The organism is Alkalihalobacillus trypoxylicola (genome assembly GCF_001590785.1).
GTDB lineage: Bacteria > Bacillota > Bacilli > Bacillales > Bacillaceae_D > Alkalihalobacillus > Alkalihalobacillus trypoxylicola.
Genome location: NZ_LTAO01000004.1, coordinates 61,522 through 82,245, shown reverse-complemented (window position 1 = coordinate 82,245; position 20,724 = coordinate 61,522). Strand labels below are relative to the sequence as shown.

The following is a 20,724-nucleotide window of genomic DNA, read 5'->3' as shown; positions in this document are numbered from 1 at the left end:
CAGTTGACAGGTCAACTAGTTCAGTATGGACGCCACCGCCAACGGAGAAGTTATGCAAGAATTAATGAGGTTTTGGATTTACCAAACTTAATTGAAATTCAAACAGCTTCTTATCAATGGTTTCTTGATGAAGGATTACGTGAAATGTTTCAAGATATTTCCCCAATTCAAGACTTCACGGGTAATTTAGTATTAGAATTTATCGATTATAGCTTAGGAGAGCCTAAGTATCCTGTCGATGAGTCTAAAGAGCGTGATGTTACGTTTGCCGCGCCGCTAAGAGTGAAGGTTCGTCTCATAAACAAAGAGACGGGGGAAGTAAAGGAACAAGAGGTATTTATGGGAGACTTCCCACTTATGACAGAAACAGGTACGTTTGTCATTAATGGGGCAGAACGTGTTATTGTTTCGCAATTAGTTCGATCACCAAGTGTGTACTATAGTGAAAAAACGGACAAAAACGGGAAGAAAGGCTTTACCGCAACAGTTATTCCAAACCGTGGAGCATGGTTAGAGCTCGAGACAGATGCGAAGGATATCGTTTACGTTCGTATCGACCGTACTAGAAAGATACCTGTAACGGTTCTTTTGCGTGCGTTAGGGTTTGGTTCTGATCAAGAGATCATTGATTTATTAGGGGAAGATGAATTTTTACGAAATTCCCTTGAAAAAGACAATACGGATAGCTCTGAAAAAGCACTTTTGGAGATATATGAGCGCTTACGACCTGGAGAACCACCTACAGTAGAAAACGCAAAGAGTTTATTAGAATCTCGTTTCTTTGATCCGAAGAGATATGATTTGGCTAATGTAGGTCGTTACAAGATTAATAAGAAGCTTCATATAAAAAATCGTCTATTTAATCAGCGTTTAGCAGAAACATTAATTGATCCTGAAACTGGTGAAGTGGTTGCTGAAAAAGGAGTCTTACTTGATAGACGTACTTTGGACCGCGTCCTACCATATCTAGAAAATAATGTAGGTTTTAGAAAAGCGCGCACAACTGGTGGAGTAGTAGGGGATGAGGATATTGATCTTCAATCTATTCTAATCTATTCACCGGATGATTTAGAGGGCGAATCTGTAATTCAAGTAATGGGTAACGGTATGATTGACCGTGATACAAAGCACATTACACCTGCAGATATTATTGCATCTATTAATTACTTCTTTAATCTCCTACATGGTGTAGGAGATACAGATGATATTGATCATTTAGGTAATCGCCGCCTACGTTCGGTGGGAGAGCTTTTACAAAATCAATTTAGAATTGGACTATCAAGAATGGAGCGTGTTGTTCGGGAGAGAATGTCTATTCAAGACCCGAATATGATTACACCTCAGGCTCTTATTAACATTCGTCCAGTGATAGCATCTATTAAAGAGTTCTTTGGTTCTTCTCAGCTTTCGCAGTTTATGGACCAGACAAATCCACTTGCTGAGCTTACACACAAGCGACGTTTGTCAGCGCTTGGACCAGGTGGTTTAACACGTGAGCGTGCCGGATTCGAAGTTCGAGATGTTCACTATTCTCACTATGGAAGAATGTGTCCGATTGAAACGCCAGAGGGACCGAACATTGGGTTAATTAACTCACTATCCTCTTATGCTAAAGTAAATGAATTTGGTTTTATGGAGACGCCATACAGAAGGGTGGATCCTGAGACTGGGAAAGTTACTTCGCAAATAGATTATTTAACAGCAGATGAGCAAGATAACTATGTTGTCGCACAAGCAAATTCTCGCTTAGGTGAGGATGGCTCGTTCTTGAATGAGGATGTAGTTGCTCGTTTCAGAGATGAAAACGTAGTAGTAAAACGCGATCGTATAGATTATATGGACGTATCGCCTAAGCAGGTTGTATCAGCCGCTACAGCTTGTATTCCTTTCTTGGAAAATGATGACTCCAACCGAGCTTTAATGGGAGCGAACATGCAACGTCAAGCGGTACCTCTTTTAGTGCCAGAAGCACCAATTGTCGGTACAGGTATGGAGCATGTTTCTGCAAAAGATTCTGGTGCTGCTGTAGTTTCTAAGCACCCTGGTCTAGTAGAACGCGTAACTGCGAAGGAAATCTGGGTTCGTCGTTTAGAAGAAGTAGATGGTAAGCAAGTTAAAGGTGATTTGGATAAATACCGTCTGCAAAAGTTTGTCCGTTCTAACCAAGGAACTAGCTACAACCAACGCCCTATCGTTAGAGAGGGAGATGTTGTTGAGAAGAGAGAAATTTTAGCTGATGGACCTTCGATGGAGCAAGGTGAAATGGCTCTAGGTCGTAATGTCCTAGTTGGTTTCATGACTTGGGAAGGATATAACTACGAGGATGCGATTATTTTAAGTGAGCGTCTTGTGAAGGACGATGTTTATACTTCTGTTCATATTGAAGAATATGAATCTGAATCTCGTGATACGAAGCTTGGACCTGAAGAAATTACTCGTGATATTCCGAATGTCGGAGAAGATGCGCTTAAAAATCTTGATGACCGTGGAATTATTCGAGTAGGTGCAGAAGTGAAGGACGGAGATATTTTAGTTGGTAAGGTTACGCCTAAAGGTGTTACGGAGCTAACTGCAGAAGAACGTCTACTTCATGCTATCTTTGGCGAAAAAGCTCGTGAAGTTCGTGATACTTCATTGAGAGCACCACACGGTGGTGACGGGATTGTTCTAGATGTGAAGATTTTCAATCGTGAAGACGGGGATGAACTACCACCAGGAGTTAACCAACTTGTGCGTGTGTATATTGTTCAGAAGCGTAAGATAAATGAAGGAGATAAAATGGCTGGTCGTCACGGTAATAAAGGGGTTATCTCTCGTATCTTACCGGAAGAGGATATGCCTTACTTACCAGATGGAACACCAATCGATATCATGTTAAACCCTCTTGGAGTACCATCGCGAATGAATATCGGACAAGTGCTTGAGCTTCACTTAGGGATGGCTGCTCGAAAACTAGGCATTCACGTTGCTTCTCCTGTATTTGATGGAGCAAACGAGGAAGACGTTTGGGGTACGATTGAAGAAGCTGGTATGGCGCGAGATGGAAAGACGTTACTTTATGATGGACGTACAGGAGAGCCTTTTGATAATCGTGTGTCAGTAGGGGTCATGTATATGATTAAGCTTGCTCACATGGTTGATGATAAGCTACATGCGCGTTCGACGGGTCCTTACTCATTAGTTACGCAACAGCCACTTGGAGGTAAAGCTCAATTTGGTGGGCAGCGTTTTGGTGAGATGGAGGTTTGGGCACTTGAAGCATACGGTGCCGCTTATACACTACAAGAAATCCTTACCGTGAAATCGGATGATGTTGTAGGTCGTGTGAAGACGTATGAAGCGATTGTAAAAGGAGAAAACGTACCAGAACCTGGTGTGCCTGAATCGTTTAAAGTATTAATAAAAGAACTTCAATCTCTAGGCATGGATGTTAAAATGCTTTCGAGTAATGAAGAAGAAATAGAAATGCTTGAGCTGGATGATGAAGATGATCAAACAAGCGAAAAGCTGAATTTGAACTTTGAAACAAATGAATCAAAAGCGTAACTATTGTTAGGGAGAGAGTCACATACAGTTTGACTGTATGTGGATAAGGGATACTAGTTTTTCTAGTACCCTTTTCCCTTCTTACTCTTCGTTAATCGGGCCTGAGTGAGAGGGATAAACGATTGTCATTCCGTGTTTTTCACTAAAAACTTGGAAACTAAAAGGGAGGTTGGCCCCTTGCTAGATGTAAATAACTTCGAGTATATGAAAATTGGTCTTGCTTCACCAAACAAAATTCGTTCTTGGTCACGAGGAGAAGTCAAAAAGCCTGAAACGATTAACTATCGTACATTAAAGCCAGAAAAAGATGGTCTTTTTTGCGAGCGTATTTTTGGTCCTCAAAAAGATTGGGAATGTCATTGTGGAAAATATAAGCGTGTTCGCTATAAAGGTGTAGTTTGTGACCGTTGTGGAGTAGAAGTAACTCGTTCAAAAGTTCGTCGTGAACGTATGGGACATATTGAATTAGCTGCTCCTGTCTCACACATTTGGTATTTTAAAGGCATTCCAAGTCGTATGGGACTTGTACTGGATATGTCGCCACGTTCTTTGGAAGAGGTTATTTATTTTGCCTCTTATGTTGTAACAGATAATGGAGATACACCTTTAGAAAAGAAGCAACTTCTTTCTGAAAAGGAATATCGTGCTTACTATGATAAATACGGTCGTTCTTTTACCGCTCAAATGGGAGCTGAAGCGATTCGTAAGTTATTATCGGATATTGATTTAGAAAAAGAAGTGGATTTATTGAAGGAAGAGCTTTTAACAGCTCAAGGTCAACGTCGTACTCGTGCAATTAAGCGACTTGAGGTATTAGAGGCATTCAGAAATTCTGGAAATGAGCCTTCTTGGATGATCCTTGATGTGCTTCCTGTTATTCCACCAGAGCTTCGTCCAATGGTTCAATTAGATGGAGGTCGATTCGCTACTTCTGATTTAAACGATTTATATCGTCGAGTGATTAACCGTAACAATCGATTAAAACGTTTATTAGATTTAGGAGCACCTAACATTATTGTCCAGAATGAAAAGCGTATGCTTCAAGAAGCTGTGGATGCCTTAATCGATAATGGCCGTCGTGGTCGTCCGGTTACAGGCCCTGGAAATCGCCCATTAAAGTCACTTTCGCATATGTTAAAAGGGAAACAAGGTCGTTTCCGTCAAAACTTACTTGGAAAACGTGTTGACTATTCTGGTCGTTCGGTAATTGTTGTAGGACCTAACCTGAAAATGTATCAGTGCGGTTTACCTAAGGAAATGGCTTTAGAATTGTTTAAGCCTTTCGTAATGAAAGAGCTTGTTAGCAAAGGTTTAGCTCATAATATTAAGAGTGCAAAACGTAAGGTAGAAAGAGTTCAACCTGAAGTTTGGGATGTATTAGAAGAGGTTATTCGTGAGCATCCTGTTTTACTAAACCGAGCGCCAACCCTTCACCGTTTAGGTATTCAAGCATTTGAGCCTATTCTAGTTGAAGGTCGTGCCATTCGATTACATCCACTCGTTTGTACGGCTTACAATGCAGATTTTGATGGTGACCAAATGGCTGTTCACGTTCCGCTATCTGCAGAAGCACAAGCTGAAGCAAGAATTTTAATGTTAGCAGCACAAAACATTTTAAACCCTAAAGATGGTAAGCCAGTTGTTACACCGTCTCAGGATATGGTATTAGGTAACTACTACTTAACCATGGAACGCGATGATGCAAAAGGAGAAGGAGCTGTCTTCAAAGATACGAATGAGGCACTTCTTGCGTATCAAAATGGATATGTTCACCTTCACACACGTGTTGCGGTTCCAGTATCATCATTGAACAAACCAACATTTAAAGAAGAGCAAAATCATTTGTTGCTTCTAACAACAGTTGGTAAATTAATATTCAACGAAATTTTACCAGAGACTTTCCCTTATATTAATGAGCCAACTGATACAAACCTTGAAGTTGAAACGCCAAATAAGTATTTGGTTCCTAGTACAACAGACGTTAAAGAAGAGTTTAAGAAAAGAGATGTTGTGTCTCCATTCAAAAAAGGCTTCTTAGGAAATATCATTGCTGAAGTCTTTAAGAAGTTTAAGATCACAGAGACTTCTATCATGCTTGACCGTATGAAAGATTTAGGATTTAAGTATTCAACTAAAGCGGGTATTACGGTTGGGGTTGCCGATATTGTTGTATTAGCTGAGAAGAAAGAAATTCTCGAGGAAGCAGAAATAAAAGTAGACCGTATTACCAAACAATTCCGTCGTGGTTTAATTACGGAAGAAGAAAGATACGATCGCGTTATTTCTGTTTGGAGCAATGCCAAAGATGTTATTCAAAATAAGTTAATGCTTACACTAGATAAACGTAACCCAATCTTCATGATGAGTGACTCGGGAGCACGTGGTAATGCCTCTAACTTTACGCAGCTAGCTGGTATGCGTGGTTTGATGGCAAATCCATCTGGTCGAATTATTGAATTACCGATTCGTTCAAGTTTCCGTGAGGGTCTAACGGTATTAGAGTACTTTATCTCGACTCATGGTGCTCGTAAAGGACTTGCAGATACTGCCTTGAAGACAGCCGATTCAGGTTATTTAACACGTCGACTTGTTGATGTTGCGCAAGACGTAATCGTTCGTGATAATGACTGTGGAACGGATCGTGGCCTTGAAGTAGCTGCTATAAAAGAAGGTAATGAAATTATTGAGGAGCTTTATGACCGCTTAGTTGGTCGTGTAGCCTTTAAATCAATTCGTCATCCAGAAACGAATGAGATGATTTTGAAAAAGAATGAGCTAATTGATGAGGATATTGCGAAAGTAATTGTTGATGCTGGAATCGAGAACGTTCATATCCGTTCTGTCTTTACTTGTGATACTCGTCATGGAGTTTGTAAGAAGTGCTATGGTCGAAACCTTGCAACAGGTAGTGATGTAGAGGTTGGTGAAGCGGTTGGTATTATCGCTGCTCAATCCATTGGTGAGCCAGGAACGCAGTTAACGATGCGTACATTCCATACTGGAGGAGTAGCAGGGGACGATATCACACAAGGTCTTCCTCGTATCCAAGAGCTATTTGAGGCTCGTAATCCAAAAGGTCAAGCGGTTATCTCTGAAATTGAGGGAGAAGTTGTTGACATTAAGGATGGCGATAAGCGTGAGGTAACAATTAGAGGCTTAATGGAAGCTAAAGCTTATGCTATTCCATATGGTTCTCGTCTAAAGGTTGCACTAGGTGATAAGATTGAGCCAGGTGAAACGATTACTGAAGGTTCTATTGATCCAAAAGAACTTCTGAAAGTAAAAGGGATTAATGGTGTTCAGGAATATCTACTTCGTGAGGTGCAGAAAGTATACCGTATGCAAGGGGTAGAAATCGGAGATAAGCACGTTGAAGTGATGGTTCGTCAAATGCTAAGAAAAATCCGCGTAGTGGATGCTGGTGAAACTAAGGTATTACCAGGGTCGCTCATTGAAATTCAGCATTTTAACGACGAGAATCGTGAAGTTTTAATTGATGGTAAACGTCCAGCGACTGGTAGACCGGTATTGCTTGGAATTACAAAAGCATCTCTTGAAACAGATTCATTCTTATCTGCTGCTTCCTTCCAAGAAACAACTCGTGTCTTAACTGATGCAGCTATCAAAGGAAAACGAGATGAATTACTTGGATTGAAAGAGAATGTTATTATCGGTAAGCTTGTACCGGCAGGAACGGGTATGCAGAGATACCGCAACTTAAACGTTGTCTCTAAGCACGAAGAGTTAGAAGCTATGAATGAAGAAGATGCATTTGTAGAAGAACTTATTACAAGCGAATAAATTACGAGGCATGGTCAGAGGGAAGCCTTCTGATCATGCCCATCATTTTAAGGAGTTTGAAGCGTTATTTCGATTTCAAATTTTCTTATGATAATAGGTTGACATGATGTGATTCAAGGTGATAAGATATCTAAGTGCGCCAAAGAAACGTATTGCTTTGGAGGATTTACTATGTCTTATGAAAAAGTAATGCAGGCTAATAATCTAGTCATAGGTACAAAGCAAACTTTAAGAGCTCTCACGAATAATGAGGTTCTAGAAGTATATATTGCAAAGGACGCTGAATTTAGAGTGATTCAGAAAGTAGAAGGTTTAGCGACCAATAAAGAGGTACCTATTGTCTATGTGGACTCAATGAAAATGCTTGGAAAAGCATGTGACATTGAAGTTGGAGCAGCTACGGTTGCCATTAAAAAATAACATTGTTTTTGCCACTCGGAGACTACCGTTTGGCAAAAACTTTACTTTTGCCAAAATATGAACCACCAGGAACTGTGGTCTTATTTTAGAAAAGGAAAGGAGGAACTAAATCATGCCTACTATTAATCAGTTAATTCGAAAAGGTCGCGTTGATAAAGTGAAAAAATCAGATTCACCTGCACTTAACAAAGGTTATAACACTTTTAAAAAGTCGCAAACGAATCTTTCTTCACCACAAAAACGTGGAGTTTGTACACGTGTTGGTACAATGACACCTAAAAAACCGAACTCGGCGCTACGTAAATACGCTCGTGTTCGTTTAACTAACCAAATCGAAGTTACTGCTTACATCCCGGGTATTGGACATAACCTACAAGAGCACAGTGTTGTGCTAATTCGTGGTGGTCGTGTAAAAGACTTACCAGGGGTACGTTATCACATTGTTCGTGGAGCATTGGATACAGCAGGTGTTCAAAACCGTATGCAAGGACGCTCGAAATATGGTACAAAACGTCCAAAAGATAAAAAGTAATTTTGAAAAAACTATTATTCTGTTGAAAGGAGGGGAATCATATGCCTCGTAAAGGACCAATAGCTCGTCGTGATGTTTTACCTGATCCTATTTATAATTCAAAGCTAGTAACTCGTTTAATTAACCGTCTTATGGTTGATGGAAAGCGTGGAGTAGCACAAACGATTTTATATAATTCTTTTGAACTTGTTCAAGAGCGTAGCGGAAAAGATCCGATGGAAGTTTTTGATCAAGCTTTAAAAAATATTATGCCAGTACTTGAGGTTAAAGCTCGTCGTGTAGGTGGTGCAAACTACCAAGTGCCGATCGAAGTAAAGCCTGAGCGTCGTACAACTTTAGGTTTACGCTGGTTAGTTAACTACTCTCGTCTTCGTGGTGAAAAAACGATGGAAGAGCGTTTAGCTAATGAAATTTTAGATGCTGCAAACAATGCAGGTGCATCTGTTAAAAAGCGTGAAGATACTCATAAGATGGCTGAAGCGAACAAAGCATTCGCTCACTATCGCTGGTAAGATTGTTTTTATTATAACTAATTCAATTGTAGGAAGGAGAAATACATTATGGCTAGAGAATTCTCCTTAAAAGATACGCGTAATATCGGCATCATGGCTCACATCGATGCCGGTAAAACGACGGCAACTGAACGTATTTTATACTACACAGGTCGTGTGCACAAAATTGGTGAAACACACGAAGGTGCTTCTCAAATGGACTGGATGGAGCAAGAGCAAGAGCGTGGAATTACAATCACGTCTGCTGCTACAACAGCTCAATGGAAAGGTCACCGTATCAATATTATTGATACCCCTGGACACGTAGACTTTACGGTTGAGGTTGAGCGTTCTTTACGTGTACTAGATGGAGCTGTAGCGGTACTTGATGCACAATCTGGTGTTGAGCCGCAAACAGAAACAGTATGGCGTCAAGCAACTACTTATGGTGTACCTCGTATTGTTTTCATTAACAAAATGGATAAAACAGGTGCAGATTTCATGTATTCAGTAGGTACATTGCGTGATCGTTTACAAGCTAACGCTCACCCAATTCAATTACCTATTGGTTCAGAAGATGAGTTCGTTGGATTTGTCGACTTAATTGAAATGGTTGCTCATATTTCTAAAGATGACTTAGGTCAAGATTGGGAAACTACTGAGATTCCTGCTGATTTAAAAGACCAAGCAGCTGAATTACGTGAATCATTAGTAGAAGCAGTCGCTGAGTTAGATGAAGATCTTATGATGAAATATCTTGAAGGTGAAGAATTAACAAATGAAGAACTTGTTGCTGCTATCCGTAAAGGAACTTGTAGCGTTAAGTTCTATCCAGTTATTTGTGGTTCTGCGTTCAAGAACAAAGGTGTTCAAGCACTTTTAGATGCAGTACTTGCTTACTTACCATCACCACTTGATGTAGAGGCAATTCGCGGACACATTCCTGATTCTGAAGAAGAAGTTACTCGTGAACCAGGCGATGATCAACCATTCGCAGCGCTTGCGTTTAAAGTAATGACTGACCCATTTGTAGGAAAACTTACATTCTTCCGTGTTTATTCTGGAACGCTTAACTCTGGTTCTTATGTGCGTAATGCAACAAAAGACAAGCGTGAGCGTGTAGGTCGTATTCTTCAAATGCATGCGAACTCTCGTGAAGAAATCTCTACAGTATACTCAGGTGATATTGCAGCAGCTGTTGGTTTAAAAGATACAACAACTGGAGATACTCTTTGTGATGAGAAGAACCTTGTTATCTTAGAGTCGATGCAATTCCCAGAGCCTGTAATTCATTTATCTGTAGAGCCTAAGTCAAAAGCGGACCAAGATAAAATGGGTATCGCTTTAGCTAAGCTTGCAGAAGAGGATCCAACATTTAAAACACATACTGATGAAGAAACTGGTCAAACAATCATCGGTGGTATGGGTGAGCTTCACCTTGATATCATTGTTGATCGTATGAGACGTGAATTCAAAGTTGAAGCAAATGTTGGTGCTCCGCAAGTTTCGTATCGTGAAACAATTCGTCAAACGGCACAAGTTGAAGGTAAGTTCGTTCGTCAATCTGGTGGACGCGGTCAATTTGGACACGTTTGGGTAGAATTCTCACCTAACGAAGAAGGGGCAGGATTTGAATTCGAAAATGCAATTGTCGGTGGGGTTGTTCCACGTGAATATATCGGTTCAGTTGAGGCTGGTATCTCTGAAGCGCTTGACAACGGTATGATTGCTGGATTCCCAATTATCGATATTAAAGCAAAACTTTATGATGGTTCTTACCATGATGTCGATTCATCTGAGATGGCGTTTAAGATTGCCGCTTCTATGGCACTTAAAAATGCTAAATCAAAATGTAGCCCAGTATTACTTGAGCCACTTATGAAAGTGGAAATTGTTATTCCTGAAGAATACATGGGAGATATCATGGGTGATGTTACGGCTCGTCGTGGACGCGTTGAAGGTATGGAAGCTCGTGGTAATGCACAAACTGTTAAGGCGTTTGTTCCACTAGCTGAAATGTTCGGATATGCAACTTCACTTCGTTCGCGTACACAAGGCCGTGGTACTTACTCTATGTTCTTTGATCATTATGAAGAAGTACCTAAGAGTATTGCTGAAGAAATCGTTAAGAAACAATCAGGTGAATAATCACTCGTAATAATTGTTTCTTTGTATAATTTGTTGTATATTAAGGAAGGTATTATTCAATAATAAATGGGTATATTACCTTTCTTACTCAATAAAAATCTTAAATGCTTAAATTAAGGGAGGAAATGAATCATGGGTAAAGAAAAATTTGACCGCTCCAAAACACATGCCAACATTGGTACTATTGGACACGTTGACCATGGTAAAACTACATTAACTGCTGCTATTACTACTGTATTAGCTAAACGTTCTGGTAAAGGAACGGCAATGGCATATGATGCTATCGATGGTGCTCCAGAAGAGCGTGAGCGTGGTATCACAATCTCTACTGCACACGTTGAGTACGAAACTGATTCTCGTCACTATGCGCACGTTGACTGCCCAGGACACGCTGACTATGTTAAAAACATGATCACTGGTGCTGCACAAATGGACGGAGGAATCTTAGTAGTTTCTGCTGCTGATGGTCCAATGCCACAAACTCGTGAGCACATCTTACTTTCTCGTCAAGTAGGTGTACCTTACCTTGTTGTATTCTTAAACAAATGTGACATGGTTGATGACGAAGAATTATTAGAATTAGTAGAAATGGAAGTACGTGACCTTCTTTCTGAGTACGATTTCCCTGGTGATGACATTCCTGTTATCCAAGGTTCTGCTCTTAAAGCTTTAGAAGGTGACGCTGCTTGGGAAGAAAAAATCGTTGAACTAATGAATGCAGTTGACGAGTATATCCCAACTCCTCCACGTGACACTGATAAGCCTTTCATGATGCCAGTTGAGGATGTTTTCTCAATCACTGGTCGTGGAACAGTTGCTACAGGTCGTGTAGAGCGTGGACAACTTAATGTTGGTGATGTTATTGATATCATCGGTCTTGCTGAGGAAAAATCTTCTACAACAGTTACTGGAGTAGAAATGTTCCGTAAGCTTCTTGACTATGCTGAAGCTGGAGATAACATTGGTGCGTTACTACGTGGTGTATCTCGTGAAGATATCCAACGTGGTCAAGTTCTTGCTAAGCCAGGAACAATTACACCACACACAAACTTCAAAGCTGAAGTTTATGTATTATCTAAAGAAGAGGGTGGACGTCATACTCCATTCTTCTCAAACTACCGTCCTCAGTTCTACTTCCGTACAACTGACGTAACAGGTATCGTTCATTTACCAGAAGGTGTTGAAATGGTTATGCCTGGTGACAACATCGAAATGACAGTTGAATTAATTTCACCAATCGCGATTGAAGAAGGAACTAAGTTCTCAATCCGTGAAGGTGGACGTACTGTTGGTGCTGGCGTTGTTGCAACAATCACAAAATAATAACGAATTCTCGTTATAAAGAGTATCCCTTTCTGGGATGCTCTTTTTTTGTTAGTTAAATATATATAAAAGAACAATTCCTATCACTAAGACTATTTTTGTTTCGAGCTTATTATAGAAGATACTTGAAAAAGCTTACTCTCGTTCATAAGAAAAATAGAAAAAAACATCTCTATTATAGAAGATAAAATTCTTTTAAAAACATACTTGCAATCAAAGGCTTCAATCTATATAATAGAAAAAGTGTGATCGGTTAAATAATTACTTGAATTGGTATATAGATTCCTGTATAATATTTAATGTTGGTCATTGACAGTGATGATGCGGAAGGTTGCTGAAACACCCGGCCCCTTTGCCATGGCAGGGTGGAGGAAATTTTCGCGGAGCATGTCTATTTTAAAAATGGACGATAAAGGAGGGGCTATTATGGCAAAGCAAAAGATTCGCATTCGTTTAAAAGCGTATGATCATCGTGTACTCGATCAATCAGCAGAGAAAATTGTAGAAACAGCAAAACGTTCAGGTGCGCAAGTATCTGGTCCAATCCCACTTCCAACTGAGAAGTCGGTTTATACAGTTCTGCGAGCGGTTCATAAGTACAAGGATTCTCGTGAGCAATTCGAAATGCGTACTCATAAACGCCTTATTGATATTGTGAACCCAACACCACAAACAGTAGATGCATTAATGCGTTTAGATTTACCATCTGGTGTTGACATTGAAATTAAACTGTAATAACAAGACTGTTTAAAAGTCTTTCGTGTATAAATAAAATGGCAAAAATAAAATTTTTGGGAGGTGTTTCGGATGTCCAAAGGAATCTTAGGAAGAAAAATCGGTATGACTCAAGTTTTTGCAGAAAACGGTGAAGTTATTCCTGTAACTGTAATTGAAGCTGAGCCAAATGTGGTTTTACAAGTTAAAACGGTAGAAGCTGACGGTTATGAGTCTATTCAATTAGGCTTTGCTGATCAGAAGAAATCAAACATTAATAAACCAGCTGAAGGTCATGCTGCGAAAGCAAACACAACACCTAAGCGCTTCGTTAAGGAAATCCGTAACGTTAATCTTGCTGACTATGAAGTAGGGCAAGAAGTTAAGGTAGATACTTTTGAAATTGGAGAAACAATTGATGTAACAGGAATATCTAAAGGGAAAGGTTTCCAAGGTGCTATTAAACGCCATAACCAATCTCGTGGACCAATGTCTCACGGTTCTAGATATCACCGTCGCCCTGGTTCAATGGGTCCTGTTGCTCCAAACAGAGTATTTAAAGGTAAATTATTACCAGGACGTATGGGTGGAGAGCAAATTACCATTCAAAACCTAGAAGTTGTTAAAGTAGATACAGAGCGTAACTTATTATTAGTAAAAGGTAACGTACCAGGTGCTAAAAAGAGCTATGTTACTGTACAAAGTGCGGTTAAAGGAAACTAATAACCATTTAAGAAAGGAGGCCACATCATGCCGAAAGTAGCATTATTAAATCAATCAGGTTCTCAAGTTGGAGACATTGAGTTAACGGAATCAATTTTTGGTATCGAACCAAATAAAAGTGTTCTTCATGACGCGGTTATTATGCAACAAGCTTCACTTCGTCAAGGAACACACAAAACAAAAGGACGTTCGGAAGTTCGCGGAGGCGGTCGTAAGCCTTGGCGTCAAAAAGGAACTGGACGTGCGCGTCAAGGATCTATCCGTTCACCACAATGGGTTGGTGGTGGAGTCGTTTTCGGTCCTACTCCACGTAGCTACAGCTACAAATTGCCGAAAAAAGTTCGTCGTTTAGCTATTAAATCTGCTCTATCTACGAAAGTGAGTGCAGCAGAAATTATTGTTTTAGACGATTTGAAATTTGAATCTATTAAAACAAAAGAGATGGTTAATGTACTTTCATCATTATCTGTAGAATCAAAAGCATTGATTGTTACAGCTAACTACGATGAAAAAGTATCATTATCAGCTCGCAATATTCCAGGTGTAACAATCGTTACAGCAGATGGTGTTAATGTATTAGATGTCCTCAAGCATGATAAGCTAATCATCACCAAAGCAGCCGTTGAAATGGTAGAGGAGGTGCTTGCGTAATGTCAAATGCTCGTGATATCATTAAGCGCCCAGTCATTACAGAACGTTCAGCTGATTTAATGGGAGAAAAGCGTTATACATTTGAAGTAGATGTACGTGCTAACAAAACTCAAATTAAAGATGCGGTTGAAGAGATCTTCGAAGTGAAAGTTTCTAAGGTCAATACAATGAACTACAAAGGAAAAGAAAAGCGTTTTGGTCGTTACACTGGCTATACAGCTCGTCGTAAGAAAGCTATTGTCACGCTAACACCAGAAAGCAAAGAGCTTGAATTCTTTGAGGGAGTTTAATTTCTAAAGAAGGAGGTAACTAAACATGGCTATTAAAAAGTATAAACCAACCAGTGCCGGCCGTCGTGGTATGACTTCACTAGATTTCAGTGAAATCACTACAGATAAGCCGGAAAAATCATTATTAGCTCCGCTTCATAAAAAAGGCGGTCGTAATAATCAAGGTAAATTAACTGTACGTCATCAAGGTGGTGGACATAAGCGCCAATACCGTGTGATTGATTTTAAACGTACTAAAGATGGAATTCCAGGACGCGTTGCTACAATCGAATATGATCCAAACCGTTCTGCTAACATCGCTTTAATTAATTATGCTGATGGAGAAAAACGTTATATTTTAGCGCCAAAAGGCCTTAAAGTAGATATGGTTATTGAGTCAGGTGCAAATTCTGATATTAAAATTGGTAATGCACTACCACTTAAGAACATTCCTGTTGGTACAGTTATTCATAACATTGAGTTAAAACCAGGAAAAGGCGGACAGCTAGTTCGTTCTGCTGGTACAGAAGCTCAAGTGTTAGGTAAAGAAGATGATTACGTGCTTGTTCGTTTGAACTCAGGCGAAACTCGCTACATCCTTGCTACTTGCCGTGCTACGATTGGTCAAGTTGGAAATATTGAGCATGAGCTAGTAAACATTGGTAAAGCAGGTCGTTCTCGTTGGTTAGGTAAACGTCCAACTGTTCGTGGTTCTGTTATGAACCCTAACGATCACCCACACGGTGGTGGTGAAGGTAAAGCGCCAATCGGTCGTAAATCACCAATGTCACCATGGGGTAAACCAACTCTTGGTTTCAAAACACGTAAGAAAAACAAAGCGTCTGATAAGTATATTGTACGCCGTCGTAAAAAATAACGGGGTTTGTGCTACGGTTCTAAGGAATAGAACCGTGCGCTAATCACGAAGGGAGGATATCTAATGGGTCGTAGTTTAAAAAAGGGACCTTTTGTCGATGATCATTTAATGAACAAAGTTGAATCGATGAATGAAGGAAGTGATAAGCGCGTTATCAAAACGTGGTCACGCCGTTCAACGATTTTCCCTGAATTTATTGGTCATACAATTGCTGTCTATGATGGTCGCAAGCATGTTCCTGTATACATTTCTGAAGATATGGTAGGACACAAACTTGGTGAGTTCGCACCTAGTCGTACGTATAAAAGTCATGCCGCTGATGATAAGAAAACAAGACGTTAAGGTGAGTAAGAGAGGAGGTCTTTAGTCTATGCAAGCTAAAGCTGTAGCCAAACAAATTCGTATTGCTCCTCGTAAAGTTCGATTAGTTGTTGATCTTATTCGCGGAAAGCAGGTTGGAGAGGCGATTGCAATTTTACGCCACACACCAAAGGCTGCTTCCCCAGTTGTTGAGAAATTACTTAATTCAGCAATTGCGAATGCAGAGCACAATTATGAAATGGAGCCAAATAATCTTGTAATTAGTGAAATTTTTGTTGATGAAGGTGTAACGCTTAAGAGATTCCGTCCGCGTGCACAAGGTCGTGCTAGCCGTATTAACAAGCGTACTAGCCACATCACACTAGTTGTAACAGAAAAGAAGGAGGGATAAAGCGTGGGTCAAAAGGTTAATCCAGTAGGACTTCGAGTAGGTGTTATCCGTGACTGGGAGTCAAAATGGTATGCTGATAAAGATTATGCAGATTTACTACACGAAGATATTAAGATTCGTGAGTACATTGAAAATCGTTTAAAGGATGCTTCTGTTTCTAAAGTAGAAATCGAGCGTGCTGCAAACCGCGTTAACGTTACAGTATCTACTGCTAAGCCTGGTATGGTTATTGGTAAAGGTGGATCTGAAGTAGAAGCGTTACGTAAAGCGTTAAATGAGCTAACTGGTAAAAGAGTTCATATTAACATTTTTGAAATTAAGCAAGCTGATTTAGATGCTAAATTAGTTGCTGAAAATATTGCTCGTCAATTAGAAAACCGTATTTCTTTCCGTCGTGCAATGAAACAAGCAATTCAACGCACAATGCGTGCTGGTGCTAAAGGTATTAAAACTCAAGTATCCGGTCGTTTAGGTGGCGCTGATATCGCTCGTGCTGAACACTATAGTGAAGGAACTGTTCCGCTTCACACTCTTCGTGCTGATATTGATTACGGTACAGCAGAAGCAGATACAACATACGGTAAACTAGGTGTAAAAATCTGGATTTATCGTGGTGAAGTTCTTCCAACGAAAGGGACGAACCAAAGGGAAGGAGGCAACTAATCATGTTAATGCCAAAACGTGTGAAATATCGTCGTGAGCATCGTGGAAAAATGCGTGGTCGTGCAAAAGGCGGCACTGAAGTACATTTCGGTGAATATGGTCTTCAAGCTTTAGAAGCTTCGTGGATTACAAACCGTCAAATCGAGGCAGCTCGTATTGCGATGACTCGTTATATGAAACGTGGTGGTAAAGTTTGGATTAAGATTTTCCCATCTAAACCTTACACTGCAAAACCTTTAGAAGTTCGAATGGGTTCAGGTAAAGGGGCGCCAGAAGGTTGGGTTGCCGTAGTAAAACCTGGAAAAATTATGTTTGAAATCTCTGGAGTATCTGAAGAGGTAGCTCGTGAAGCATTACGTTTAGCTTCTCATAAATTACCTGTTAAATGTAAATTTGTAAAACGTGAAGAAGTGGGTGGTGACGCAAATGAAAGCTAATGATATTCGTAACTTAACCACTGCTGAAATCGAGCAAAAGTCGAAATCACTTAAAGAAGAATTATTTAACCTTCGCTTTCAACTAGCGACTGGTCAATTGGATAATCCAGCCCGCATTCGTGAAGTTCGTAAAGCTATTGCGCGCGCAAAGACAGTTTTGCGTGAACGTGAGCTTGGAATTAACAACGGCTAAAAGGAGGTTTGCTAAACTATGGATCGCAACCAACGTAAAGTATATACTGGGCGTGTTGTTTCAGACAAAATGGATAAAACAATTTCTGTTCTTGTTGAAACTTACAAAAAGGACCGTTTATACGGTAAACGTGTAAAGTATTCTAAGAAGTTTAAAGCGCATGATGAAGATAACAAAGCTAAAGTAGGCGATATTGTTCAAATCATGGAAACGCGTCCACTTTCAAAAGATAAACGTTTTCGTTTAGTAGAAATTGTAGAAGAAGCGGTTATCATTTAATCGATGTTTTAGTTGAAGGGAGGTAAGATCGTATGATTCAACAAGAATCCCGTTTAAAAGTTGCTGATAACTCAGGTGCTCGTGAAGTACTAGCTATCAAAGTTTTAGGTGGTTCTGGTCGTAAAACAGCTAATATTGGTGATGTAATTGTTTGCTCGGTGAAACAAGCAACACCAGGTGGCGTTGTCAAGAAAGGTGACGTTGTTAAAGCTGTTATTGTTCGTTCGAAAAGTGGTGCTCGTCGTAACGATGGTTCTTATATTAAGTTCGATGAGAATGCAGTTGTAATTATTCGTGATGATAAGAGCCCTCGCGGAACTCGTATTTTTGGACCTGTGGCACGTGAACTTCGTGAAAATCAATTCATGAAAATTGTCTCACTTGCTCCGGAAGTTCTTTAATTACTCATTAATGAGAAGGCCTGTCAAGGAGGTGCGAACATGGCAAAATTGCATGTCAAAAAAGGTGATACTGTAAAAGTAATCACTGGTAAAGACAAAGGAAAACAAGGCGTTATTTTAGAAGCATTCCCTAAAAAGGATCGTGTCCTTGTAGAAGGTATCAATATCGTAAAAAAACACGCGAAACCATCTCAAGAAAATCCACAAGGTGGAATTTTAAATCAAGAAGCACCGATTCATGTTTCAAACGTAATGCCAGTTGATCCTAAGTCAGGTGAACCTACACGTGTAGGGTACGAAGTAAAAGATGGAAAAAAAGTACGTATTGCTAAAAAGTCTGGCGAAGTTTTAGATAAGTAGTCAGGTTGAAAGGAGGTTAATCCTATGAATCGTTTAAAGGAAAAGTATTCAAAAGAAATCGTTTCTTCTCTAGTAGAGAAGTTTAATTATACGTCAGTAATGGCTGTTCCTAAACTTGAAAAGATTGTCGTCAATATGGGTGTTGGTGATGCTGTTTCTAATGCAAAAGCGTTAGATAAAGCAGTTGAAGAACTAGCTGAAATTACAGGTCAAAAGCCTTTAATCACAAAAGCAAAAAAATCTATCGCAGGTTTTAAGCTTCGTGAAGGTATGCCAATCGGTGCAAAGGTCACTCTTCGTGGAGAGCGTATGTATGAGTTCTTAGATAAGTTAGTTAGTGTATCTTTACCACGTGTACGTGACTTCCGAGGTATTTCTAATAAAGCTTTTGATGGTCGTGGGAATTATACTCTTGGTGTAAAAGAGCAATTAATTTTCCCTGAAATTGACTACGATAAAGTAGACAAAGTGCGCGGTATGGATGTTGTTATTGTAACAACAGCTAATACAGATGAAGAAGCACGTGAATTATTAACACATATGGGAATGCCATTCAAAAAATAATTGGTGTCCTAATCAAGAGGAGGGAAAACATTGGCAAAGAAATCAATGATTGCAAAGCAAAAACGTACACCAAAGTATAAAGTACAAGAATATACTCGTTGTGAACGTTGCGGTCGTCCTCATTCAGTTATTCGTAAGTTTAAACTTTGCCGGATTTGCTTCAGAGAACTTGCACATAAAGGGCAAATTCCTGGTGTGAAGAAAGCTAGCTGGTAAGCTCAAGAACGGGAAGGAGGTATAAAAAAATGGTCATGACAGATCCAATTGCAGATATGCTGACTCGTATTCGTAATGCGAACACAGTTCGCCACGAAAAATTAGAATTGCCTGCTTCAAAGGTGAAGAAGGAAATTGCTGAAATTTTAAAGCGCGAAGGATTCATTCGTGATTACGAATATGTTGAAGATAATAAACAAGGAGTTATCCGTATCTTCCTAAAATACGGCCAAACAAACGAACGTGTTATTACAGGTCTTAAACGTATCAGTAAGCCAGGGCTTCGTGTATATGCGAAAGCTGGTGAGCTTCCTCGCGTATTAGGTGGACTTGGAATTGCTATCGTCTCTACTTCTAACGGAGTTTTAACTGATAAAGAAGCTCGTAGCCAACAAGTAGGCGGAGAAGTTTTAGCGTACGTTTGGTAAAAAGATTCTTTAATTGAACGGAGGTGCAATGTAATGTCTCGTATTGGTAAAAAACCAGTTGAGGTTCCAAGTGGAGTAACGATCACACTTAACGGTACTACTTTCTCAGTAAAGGGTCCTAAAGGTGAGTTAACTCGTGAACTTCATCCTGATATGAAAGTAAATGTTGAAGAAAGCCAAGTTACGGTTGAGCGTCCATCTGAAAAGAAAGAGCACAAAGCTCTTCACGGTACAACTCGTAGTTTGATCAACAACATGGTAGAAGGTGTCACAAAAGGTTTCGAACGTGGTTTAGAATTAGTCGGTGTCGGTTACCGTGCTACTAAATCAGGTCAAAAGCTTGTTTTAAATGTAGGGTACTCTCACCCTGTTGAGATTGTTCCTGAAGCAGGAATTGAAATTGAAGTTCCTTCAAATACGAAAGTTATTGTTAAAGGTATAGATAAAGAACGTGTAGGTGCACTAGCTTCTAATATTCGTTCCGTACGTCTACCTGAGCCTTACAAAGGTAAAGGGATTCGCTATGAAGGTGAATATATCCGTCGTAAAGAAGGAAAAACTGGTAAATAATCATTAAATTACGGAAAGGACTGACGTTCAATGATTACGAAGCCTAATAAAAATACGGCACGTAAGAAAAGACACGCTCATGTTCGTCGCGCTATCTCAGGCACACCTGAACGTCCGCGCTTGAATGTTTTCCGTTCATCTAAACACATTTATGCTCAATTAATTGATGATGTTAACGGAGTTACATTAGCTTCTGCATCATCTTTGGATAAAGACTTAGGTTTAGAAAATGGAACTAATAAAGAAGCGGCTAAACAAGTTGGAGAACTTGTTGCAAAGCGTGCAGTTGAGAACGGACATAAAGTGGTTGTATTTGATCGTGGTGGATATGTATACCACGGCCGTGTAGCAACTTTAGCAGATGCAGCTCGTGAAGCTGGTCTAGAATTTTAAAGGAAAAAGGAGG

General features: G+C 39.8%; 25 protein-coding genes. All 25 read left to right on the top strand.

Going from position 1 to position 20,724, the window contains the following annotated elements; genetic code table 11:
- The first annotated feature begins 3 nt into the window (after positions 1–3).
- The gene (gene rpoB / locus AZF04_RS04470) at positions 4–3,546 is read left to right on the top strand and encodes a DNA-directed RNA polymerase subunit beta (RefSeq protein WP_061947724.1); all 3,543 of its coding nucleotides are present in this window, start codon (positions 4–6) and stop codon (positions 3,544–3,546) included.
- A 177-nt stretch (positions 3,547–3,723) separates the two neighbouring features.
- Positions 3,724–7,347 carry a DNA-directed RNA polymerase subunit beta' gene (gene rpoC / locus AZF04_RS04465; protein ID WP_061947723.1) on the top strand — a complete coding sequence of 1,208 codons (3,624 nt, stop codon included), beginning with the start codon at positions 3,724–3,726 and terminating at the stop codon, positions 7,345–7,347.
- Between the two features lie 171 nt (positions 7,348–7,518).
- Complete coding sequence (locus AZF04_RS04460; RefSeq protein WP_061947722.1) at positions 7,519–7,767, top strand: 50S ribosomal protein L7ae-like protein; 249 nt, start codon at positions 7,519–7,521, stop codon at positions 7,765–7,767.
- Positions 7,768–7,879: 112 nt separating this feature from the next.
- Complete coding sequence (gene rpsL / locus AZF04_RS04455; protein ID WP_045486722.1) at positions 7,880–8,299, top strand: 30S ribosomal protein S12; 420 nt, start codon at positions 7,880–7,882, stop codon at positions 8,297–8,299.
- Between the two features lie 41 nt (positions 8,300–8,340).
- Complete coding sequence (rpsG, locus tag AZF04_RS04450) at positions 8,341–8,811, top strand: 30S ribosomal protein S7 (protein ID WP_045486725.1); 471 nt, start codon at positions 8,341–8,343, stop codon at positions 8,809–8,811.
- A 48-nt stretch (positions 8,812–8,859) separates the two neighbouring features.
- Positions 8,860–10,938, top strand: a complete 2,079-nt coding sequence (fusA, locus tag AZF04_RS04445; protein ID WP_045486728.1) for an elongation factor G — start codon at positions 8,860–8,862, stop codon at positions 10,936–10,938.
- A gap of 132 nt (positions 10,939–11,070) precedes the next feature.
- Entirely contained in the window at positions 11,071–12,261 is a 1,191-nt protein-coding gene (gene tuf, locus AZF04_RS04440) for an elongation factor Tu (protein ID WP_061947721.1), read from the top strand.
- Positions 12,262–12,687: 426 nt separating this feature from the next.
- Entirely contained in the window at positions 12,688–12,996 is a 309-nt protein-coding gene (gene rpsJ / locus AZF04_RS04435; RefSeq protein WP_045486734.1) for a 30S ribosomal protein S10, read from the top strand.
- A gap of 72 nt (positions 12,997–13,068) precedes the next feature.
- Positions 13,069–13,698, top strand: a complete 630-nt coding sequence (rplC, locus tag AZF04_RS04430) for a 50S ribosomal protein L3 (RefSeq protein ID WP_045486737.1) — start codon at positions 13,069–13,071, stop codon at positions 13,696–13,698.
- A 27-nt stretch (positions 13,699–13,725) separates the two neighbouring features.
- Complete coding sequence (gene rplD, locus AZF04_RS04425; protein WP_061947720.1) at positions 13,726–14,349, top strand: 50S ribosomal protein L4; 624 nt, start codon at positions 13,726–13,728, stop codon at positions 14,347–14,349.
- The gene (gene rplW, locus AZF04_RS04420; RefSeq protein WP_045486742.1) at positions 14,349–14,639 is read left to right on the top strand and encodes a 50S ribosomal protein L23; all 291 of its coding nucleotides are present in this window, start codon (positions 14,349–14,351) and stop codon (positions 14,637–14,639) included. Before rplD ends, rplW begins: the two co-directional genes overlap by 1 nt.
- Positions 14,640–14,664: 25 nt before the next feature.
- Entirely contained in the window at positions 14,665–15,495 is an 831-nt protein-coding gene (gene rplB, locus AZF04_RS04415; protein WP_045486745.1) for a 50S ribosomal protein L2, read from the top strand.
- Between the two features lie 63 nt (positions 15,496–15,558).
- Positions 15,559–15,837 carry a 30S ribosomal protein S19 gene (gene rpsS, locus AZF04_RS04410; RefSeq protein ID WP_045486748.1) on the top strand — a complete coding sequence of 93 codons (279 nt, stop codon included), beginning with the start codon at positions 15,559–15,561 and terminating at the stop codon, positions 15,835–15,837.
- A gap of 28 nt (positions 15,838–15,865) precedes the next feature.
- Entirely contained in the window at positions 15,866–16,207 is a 342-nt protein-coding gene (gene rplV / locus AZF04_RS04405; RefSeq protein WP_045486751.1) for a 50S ribosomal protein L22, read from the top strand.
- 3 nt (positions 16,208–16,210) lie between these two features.
- Positions 16,211–16,870 carry a 30S ribosomal protein S3 gene (rpsC, locus tag AZF04_RS04400; protein WP_045486754.1) on the top strand — a complete coding sequence of 220 codons (660 nt, stop codon included), beginning with the start codon at positions 16,211–16,213 and terminating at the stop codon, positions 16,868–16,870.
- Positions 16,871–16,872: 2 nt separating this feature from the next.
- Positions 16,873–17,307: a 50S ribosomal protein L16 gene (gene rplP, locus AZF04_RS04395; protein ID WP_012957144.1), complete on the top strand. Its 435-nt coding sequence runs from the start codon at positions 16,873–16,875 to the stop codon at positions 17,305–17,307.
- A complete protein-coding gene (gene rpmC / locus AZF04_RS04390; protein ID WP_045486760.1) occupies positions 17,297–17,500 on the top strand; it encodes a 50S ribosomal protein L29 in 204 nt (67 codons plus the stop codon). The genes rplP and rpmC overlap by 11 nt, the downstream gene beginning before the upstream one ends.
- A gap of 18 nt (positions 17,501–17,518) precedes the next feature.
- On the top strand, positions 17,519–17,779 hold the full coding sequence (gene rpsQ, locus AZF04_RS04385) for a 30S ribosomal protein S17 (RefSeq protein ID WP_045486763.1): 261 nt from the start codon (positions 17,519–17,521) through the stop codon (positions 17,777–17,779).
- Positions 17,780–17,811: 32 nt separating this feature from the next.
- Complete coding sequence (gene rplN, locus AZF04_RS04380) at positions 17,812–18,180, top strand: 50S ribosomal protein L14 (RefSeq protein WP_003322621.1); 369 nt, start codon at positions 17,812–17,814, stop codon at positions 18,178–18,180.
- A gap of 48 nt (positions 18,181–18,228) precedes the next feature.
- Complete coding sequence (gene rplX, locus AZF04_RS04375; RefSeq protein ID WP_045486884.1) at positions 18,229–18,540, top strand: 50S ribosomal protein L24; 312 nt, start codon at positions 18,229–18,231, stop codon at positions 18,538–18,540.
- Between the two features lie 24 nt (positions 18,541–18,564).
- Positions 18,565–19,104, top strand: a complete 540-nt coding sequence (gene rplE / locus AZF04_RS04370) for a 50S ribosomal protein L5 (protein WP_045486767.1) — start codon at positions 18,565–18,567, stop codon at positions 19,102–19,104.
- Positions 19,105–19,134: 30 nt separating this feature from the next.
- The gene (gene rpsN, locus AZF04_RS04365; protein ID WP_045486770.1) at positions 19,135–19,320 is read left to right on the top strand and encodes a 30S ribosomal protein S14; all 186 of its coding nucleotides are present in this window, start codon (positions 19,135–19,137) and stop codon (positions 19,318–19,320) included.
- Between the two features lie 29 nt (positions 19,321–19,349).
- Positions 19,350–19,748: a 30S ribosomal protein S8 gene (rpsH, locus tag AZF04_RS04360; protein WP_045486773.1), complete on the top strand. Its 399-nt coding sequence runs from the start codon at positions 19,350–19,352 to the stop codon at positions 19,746–19,748.
- 33 nt (positions 19,749–19,781) lie between these two features.
- Positions 19,782–20,318 carry a 50S ribosomal protein L6 gene (gene rplF, locus AZF04_RS04355; protein WP_061947719.1) on the top strand — a complete coding sequence of 179 codons (537 nt, stop codon included), beginning with the start codon at positions 19,782–19,784 and terminating at the stop codon, positions 20,316–20,318.
- Positions 20,319–20,348: 30 nt separating this feature from the next.
- Complete coding sequence (gene rplR / locus AZF04_RS04350) at positions 20,349–20,711, top strand: 50S ribosomal protein L18 (RefSeq protein WP_045486779.1); 363 nt, start codon at positions 20,349–20,351, stop codon at positions 20,709–20,711.
- Positions 20,712–20,724 lie beyond the last annotated feature (13 nt).